Origin of the sequence: Faecalicoccus sp., assembly GCF_036552745.1 — a bacterium.
In the GTDB taxonomy this organism is placed as follows: Bacteria; Bacillota_I; Bacilli_A; order Erysipelotrichales; family Erysipelotrichaceae; genus Faecalicoccus.
In genome coordinates this window covers 1-6440 of the sequence record NZ_JAXKBY010000112.1, presented here as the reverse complement: position 1 = coordinate 6440, position 6440 = coordinate 1, and the positions used below count along the sequence as shown (strand labels likewise).

The following is a 6440-nucleotide window of genomic DNA, read 5'->3' as shown; positions in this document are numbered from 1 at the left end:
TTGGACACTACAGTTCTTTGTTAATGGCGAAGCGTTTACAGATGCATGGACATCATCCTATCATGCTGGTTGGTGGTGCTACCGGTTTTATCGGTGATCCAAAGGCTACCGGCGAGCGTAATATGTTAACACCGGAAGTATTACAGAAAAACTATGATGCCCTGCATGCGCAGATTTCAAAACTTTGGGGCTTTGATATGGTCAACAATTTGGACTGGACAAAAGATATTACGATCATTGACTTTTTGCGTGACTATGGAAAACTGTTTAACGTCAACTATATGATCAACAAGGAAACGGTAAAGAAACGTCTGGACAGTGGTATTAGCTACACCGAATTCTCTTATATGATCTTACAGAGTTTAGATTTCTATACGTTATATAAGACCAGAAATTGTACGATGCAGATTGGTGGCCAGGATCAATGGGGAAATATCACCTCCGGATTGGAACTGATTCGTAAAAAATGTGGTGCGGATGTCAAATGTTATGGCTTGACGATGCCATTGATCACAAAAGCCGATGGTACAAAGTTTGGTAAGAGTGAAAGTGGAACGGTATGGTTGGATCCGAAAAAGACCAGTCCGTATGAATTGTATCAGTTCTTGTTCAATACCGAAGATACAAAAGTCATTGAATATTTGAAGAAACTGACGTTCTTGACCAAAGAAGAAATTGATGCTTTGAAAGTTTCTTTAAAAGAAGAACCGCATAAACGCGAAGCACAGAAAGCTTTGGCCAGTCAGGTCGTTAAAGATCTTCATGGAGAAGAAGGATTAGACAGTGCATTAAAAATCACCAATGCGTTATTTAGAGGTTCTTTTTCGGAGTTGAATGATGCGCAGAAATTAGAAGCTGTAGCACAGATGGATCAGATTGAATGTCCTTGTGGTCTGATGTTGGAGGATGTACTGATTCAAACACACATCGCTTCCAGTAAACGAGAAGCACGTGAATGGATCAAGGGAAACTCGATTTCCATCAATGGAAATAAGGTGAATGACCCACAGATGTTGATTGCACAGGGAAATTGTTGTGTGCAAGATTATATGATCTTACGTCGTGGTAAGAAAAATTACTATTGTGTCAAAATGAAAGAGCAGGAAAACTAATTCCCGCTCTTTTTTCCTTGCCATGTGTTTAATGCCGCCATTTTTTTATCGATTTCATTGGTCACGATCGTCTTTTTGATGGTCCATAAAGGAGCAATCAGATCTTTGGCCATTCCATCTCCTGTCAATCGTTCTACGATGCAGTCATAAGGTAAAATTTCCAGTTGTCTGACTACCACATCCACATAGTCTTCTAAGGAAAGTAACGGAAATGGATGCTCCTGGTATTGTTTTGCCAAAACGGTGCCTTCGATGATATGTAACATATGAATCTTGATCGCATCAAAAGGATGTTTGCCAAGCTGTCGCACCGTATCGATCATATCTTCTTTGGTTTCACCGGGTAAGCCATTAATGATATGTACACAGGTCAAAATGGGAGTATCTTTTAGCTGTTCCAATGCATCCCAAAGCTCTTGTGTTGTATGAAGCCGATTTAAACGTTCCATAGTCTTATCATGTGCGCTTTGTAAGCCTAGCTCGATCCAGGTTTCTTTTTCTTTAGCTTTTTCAGAAAAATAATTGATGATTTCCGGGTTTAGACAATCGGGTCTTGTCGCAATACAAACTCCTAAAACATCGTCACGGGCATAAAAGGGATCATAGATTTTTTGTATCGTCTTCAAATCGGCATAGGTGTTGGAGTAAGATTGAAAGTACGCAAAGCCTAAACAACCCGGCCATTTTCTTTGCATTCGCTCTAAGCCAAGTTCATATTGAGTTTCCAAACTGTCAAAAAAGGAAAGGATACTGTCACCGCTTCCTTTTCCGGAACAGAAGGTGCAGCCGCCAAATTCTTTGGTACCATCTCGATTGGGGCAGGTAAAGCCGGCATTCAAGGGGACCTTGGCTACTTTTTGATGATACTTGGTTTTAAAATAATGATTGATCGTATAATATCGTTTATTGTCATGAGAGTGTGTATAAGGATTGTTCATTGTCATCACCTTGCACATCCTAACATATTTCGATCAGAAATGACAGCTTGTTGAAAAAGACAAAACACACTAAAAAATATAATCTTTGATTTATTCGATAGATAAAGGCTTTCCAGCTCAAAACAATGAGTCATGCAGAATTTATGCTACACATTTTGATTGGGATGTGATATCATGTCTAAGCATTAAGGGGACATAGAGAGTGGTTTTAGGAGGCTCAGTTATGTCAAATTTTTTTTTCTAAGGACCATAATAACATTCCTAAATACGCCTTAAAGATGACAAAACAAAAGGGAATTCGAATGCGGGTTACAGCCAGAGGAGAGCTGGTTGTACATGCCAATCCATTTTGTTCAAAAGAAATGATCGATAAATATGTAGAACGCCATTTGGATGAAGTTTATTTTAAAGCCAAGGTGCCAACGGTCCGGCTTTTTGGGAGAAGTTTTCAGGTCAAAAAAATCAAAGGAACAACCAGTCATGTCACAACTTGTGAGGATGAACTGATTATACAGGCAAAAGATGAAGCAAGCATGGAAAAGGTTTTCCAACAGTTTTTACGGGCAAATGCCAAAGATGTATTGTGTGATATCTCGGAAATGATCTTTTATCGTTTTCAAGAGTATTCCATTACTATGCCTAAGGTCTTGATTCGAAAGATGACAAGCAGCTGGGGCATCTGTCATCCGGAAACAAATTCGATTACGTTAAATGCGGAGTTGATACATTACCCGGTTGAATTTATCGAATATGTTGTCTGCCATGAATTTATTCATCTTTTACAACCGAATCATTCACCGGCATTTTATGACATCTTAAAAAAAGTGATGCCGGATTATAAACGGCGGATCGATCTGATTGAAACCAATAATGAAAAGCAGTATCTCATGTGATACTGCTTCTTTTTTATAATTCGCGTCCGATAACTTCGGCAATTTTTCTTCCTTTTTGAACCAGATTGGCATATTTTTCCGGTTTTAGGCTTTGGTCTCCATCGCTCCATGCACATTCTGGATTGTCGTGTACTTCTATGATCAGGCCATCGGCACCTGCGGCAATCGCAGCTAAAGATAGTGATTCAATCAGTTTCCAGTCACCGGCGGCATGACTTGGATCGATAATGATTGGCAGATGCGTTCTTTCTTTGATAATAGGAATGACCGCAAGATCCAAAGTGTTTCTTGTCATAGTCTCAAAAGTTCGTATTCCTCTTTCACAGAAAATCACATTTGGATTTCCTTCGGACATGATATATTCGGCAGCCATGATCCATTCATTGATCGTGTTGGCCAATCCGCGTTTTAGTAAAACCGGTTTTTTGGTTCGTCCAACGGCTTTCAATAGATCGAAATTCTGCATATTTCGTGCTCCGATCTGAATGATATCCACGTTTTGAACAAATTCATCCAAGTGTTCTACAGCCATCAATTCACTGACAATTGGAAGACCGGTCTGTTCTCTGGCGATACACAGATCGTTGATTCCCTCAGTTCCTAAACCCTGGAAAGCATAAGGGCTGGTTCTTGGCTTATAGGCCCCTCCGCGAAGCATGTCAGCTCCACAATTTTTAACTTCCTTGGCAATGCGTGTGATCTGCTCTTTTCCTTCAACACTGCAGGGACCGGCAATCATGACGATCTTTTTACCACCGATGGGAATGCCATTGACATCGATAATGGTATCTTCCGGATGAAACTTCCGATTGACCAGCTTATAAGGTTCATCTACTCGCTGTACATTGGCAACGATGGGGTTGGCCATGACATTTTTCTCATCGACTTTTGAGGTATCTCCAACTAAACCAAAAACATTGTAGTTTTCTCCGTAAATCACAGTGACCTGCAATCCCATGTTTTCAAAACGATGGATCAGCTGATCGATTTTTTCTTGTTGGGCTTCTTTTTTTAAGGTAATGATCATATAGTTTTTCCTCCTGTACAAATTAAATCTTGTATATGGTCTTTTACTTTTTGAATACTTGTTTGGGCAATCGTATCTAAATCGGTATTGTTTACGATTTGAATGTCACTATATTGAAGATAGTAGGGCATGCGTTGATGATACATGTCTTCCACCGCTTTTTGACTGCTGGAAAGAGGACGTGTGGGATCATTGGATTCCAACTGATCTAAATCACGATCCAGAAAGATCAAAACACCATTTAATCGTAATGCATCGATGTTGATTTTGCTTTTGATGATGCCACCTCCACAGGCAATCACCAGATTTTGACTGGCACTGATACGTTTTGTAACTTTAGTTTCCAGTTCTCGAAATACAGCTTCTCCGGTTTCGGCAAAGATTTCCGGTATGGTTTTCTGTGCTTCTTTTTCGATTTCTTCATCCAGATCGATAAATTTCTTTTGGGAAAGCTGGGCTACTTTTTTTCCTATGGTACTTTTACCACAGCTAGGCATCCCGATAAAAACCAGATTCGTTTTTTCCATCAATAAATCAAATAAGATTTGATCGATCACTTTTTGCGGTGTCATATCTTGTAGAAAATGTTCTTTGGCACGAATGGCCTGTACGATCAACATTTCCATTCCTGTCGCATACGACAATCCTTTTTCTCGGGCCTGCAGACAAAGCTTGGTACAGATTGGATTATAGACAACATCCAATACCGCTTTACACTTCGGAAAGTCGTTTAAATCAACAGCCTGTTCATCGATATGAGGATACATACCGACAGGTGATGTGTTGATAATGATATCCGCATCGCAATGGTTGGCATAGACTTCCTTGTAGGAAATCGCATCATCTTTTGGATGACGGGATACACAAAGAATCTGTTTGGCGCTATGGTTTCTGCAGACGGCTTTAATAGCGGCCGCAGCACCTCCGTTTCCTAAAACCAATACTTTTTGATTTTGGATGGGGACATGATGATGTTGAATCATATAATCAAATCCATCATAATCTGTATTGTATCCATAAAGCTTTCCATCACGATTGACGATCGTATTGACAGCGCCGATAGCTTTGGCATGTTCATCTATAAAATCCAAATAGGGAATGACTGTCTTTTTATACGGAATTGTTACATTGATGCCTTGAAACGCTTTTTTACGCATAAAATCATCGAGCTGTTCTTCGGATAAAGGCATTAGATCATACGTATAATCAGCCAGCTTTTCGTGAATGATCTTGGAAAAGCTGTGCGATAGTTTTTTTCCGATCAATCCATACTCGCTCATTGTAAAACCTCCTTGAAGTAAATAAAAAAGCATCATGTGAGAAATGCCATGATGCTTAAAAGCCCCGAAAAAAGAACCAGTTTGTTAAAAAATGGCTTTTTCAGGGCTATTTAAAGGTATACATAAAATAAGAAACAGAATTAATATTTTTCATAAGTTTTCACCTTATGAAAATAATTTACAATACAACGTTGTAAAAATCAAGGAAAAACTGACAAGATTCTATATTTTTTGGTACACTAAAAAAGGTGATAGAAATGAATGCAATACAATGGAACAATAGAAAGCCAAAGATTTGTATACCTGTTATGGAGGCAACCGAAGATAGGATCCTTCAACAAGTGGAAACAATACGCGCTATGGATATCGACCTTGTTGAGTGGCGAATCGATGCCTTTCAACAAATAAAAGATTTAACAAGATGTATAGAGATTGCCAAAATGATAAAAGAACGTCTTGACGGATTGGGATTGTTGATTACGTGTCGAACGAAACAAGAGGGCGGATGCCTTGATTACACCGATTCATTTTATAAAGAATTATATCAACGGATTTGCAAAGAACAAGTCGCTGACTTGATCGATTTGGAATACGATCGGGGAAAAGATGTCTTTGATCGGTTGTTGCCGATTGCCAGAAAAAATCAAATCCAGGTTATCGCATCGCATCATGATTTTAATAAGACGCCTTCAAAAAAAGAAATCATGGAAAAATTGAACTGCATGAGACAAACGGAGGCGGATATTATTAAAATGGCCTGTATGCCAAGATCAAAAGAAGATGTCTTTGTATTGATGGAGGCAACTTCTACTTTTAAAGAACACTATCCGGATATCGTGCTTGTGACAATGTCCATGGGCAGACAAGGAATGCCATCCAGAATTTTGGGAGAATTTATGGGAAGCTCTCTGACTTTTGCATCGGCCGGTACTCAAAGTGCACCGGGACAAATTGATGTGGATGTCATGCATATTTTGATTGATACATTGCATAAGATACAAGAATAAGCTATGAGGACAATGAATAAAAAAGAGCCTTATAGCTTTTTATTTACATTTACATAAAATCACATATCAAAATAATAGGATTACTAAAAAGTATAAAAATATGTCAAAAGTGACAAATGTAAACGGTTGCAAAAGGATAGTTTGATTTTGTATGCTAAATATGTGACTTAAAATGTTATTTAG

At 38.8% G+C, this 6440-nt stretch carries 6 protein-coding genes; 3 read left to right on the top strand and 3 right to left on the bottom strand.

Features of this window, described 5'->3' with window-relative positions; all coding sequences use genetic code 11:
- Positions 1 to 1112: tyrosine--tRNA ligase (gene tyrS / locus U0M88_RS05410; RefSeq protein WP_331869147.1), on the top strand; the 1112-nt coding region annotated here is incomplete at its 5' end.
- Here the strand turns inward: tyrS and U0M88_RS05405 are convergent.
- The gene (locus U0M88_RS05405; RefSeq protein ID WP_229035520.1) at positions 1109 to 2056 is read right to left on the bottom strand and encodes a TIGR01212 family radical SAM protein; all 948 of its coding nucleotides are present in this window, start codon (positions 2054 to 2056) and stop codon (positions 1109 to 1111) included. The genes tyrS and U0M88_RS05405 overlap by 4 nt on opposite strands.
- A 272-nt stretch (positions 2057 to 2328) precedes the next feature.
- Between U0M88_RS05405 and U0M88_RS05400 the strand changes: the two genes are divergently transcribed.
- Positions 2329 to 2943 carry a M48 family metallopeptidase gene (locus U0M88_RS05400; RefSeq protein ID WP_331869146.1) on the top strand — a complete coding sequence of 205 codons (615 nt, stop codon included), beginning with the start codon at positions 2329 to 2331 and terminating at the stop codon, positions 2941 to 2943.
- Positions 2944 to 2956: 13 nt separating this feature from the next.
- Here U0M88_RS05400 and aroF read toward each other — a convergent pair whose 3' ends face one another.
- On the bottom strand, positions 2957 to 3970 hold the full coding sequence (aroF, locus tag U0M88_RS05395; protein WP_331869145.1) for a 3-deoxy-7-phosphoheptulonate synthase: 1014 nt from the start codon (positions 3968 to 3970) through the stop codon (positions 2957 to 2959).
- Positions 3967 to 5250, bottom strand: coding sequence for a shikimate kinase (locus U0M88_RS05390; protein WP_331869144.1), 1284 nt, complete (start codon positions 5248 to 5250; stop codon positions 3967 to 3969). Before U0M88_RS05390 ends, aroF begins: the two co-directional genes overlap by 4 nt.
- A 257-nt stretch (positions 5251 to 5507) precedes the next feature.
- Here U0M88_RS05390 and aroD point away from each other — a divergent pair, with 257 nt between their 5' ends.
- Positions 5508 to 6257, top strand: a complete 750-nt coding sequence (gene aroD / locus U0M88_RS05385) for a type I 3-dehydroquinate dehydratase (RefSeq protein ID WP_195221830.1) — start codon at positions 5508 to 5510, stop codon at positions 6255 to 6257.
- Positions 6258 to 6440: the final 183 nt, after the last annotated feature.

Coding starts and splice junctions, on each gene's coding strand:
- U0M88_RS05405 (WP_229035520.1), bottom strand. CDS start 2,056: ATGACAATGAACAATCCTTATACACACTCTCATGACAATAAACGATAT.
- U0M88_RS05400 (WP_331869146.1), top strand. CDS start 2,329: ATGACAAAACAAAAGGGAATTCGAATGCGGGTTACAGCCAGAGGAGAG.
- aroF (WP_331869145.1), bottom strand. CDS start 3,970: ATGATCATTACCTTAAAAAAAGAAGCCCAACAAGAAAAAATCGATCAG.
- U0M88_RS05390 (WP_331869144.1), bottom strand. CDS start 5,250: ATGAGCGAGTATGGATTGATCGGAAAAAAACTATCGCACAGCTTTTCC.
- aroD (WP_195221830.1), top strand. CDS start 5,508: ATGAATGCAATACAATGGAACAATAGAAAGCCAAAGATTTGTATACCT.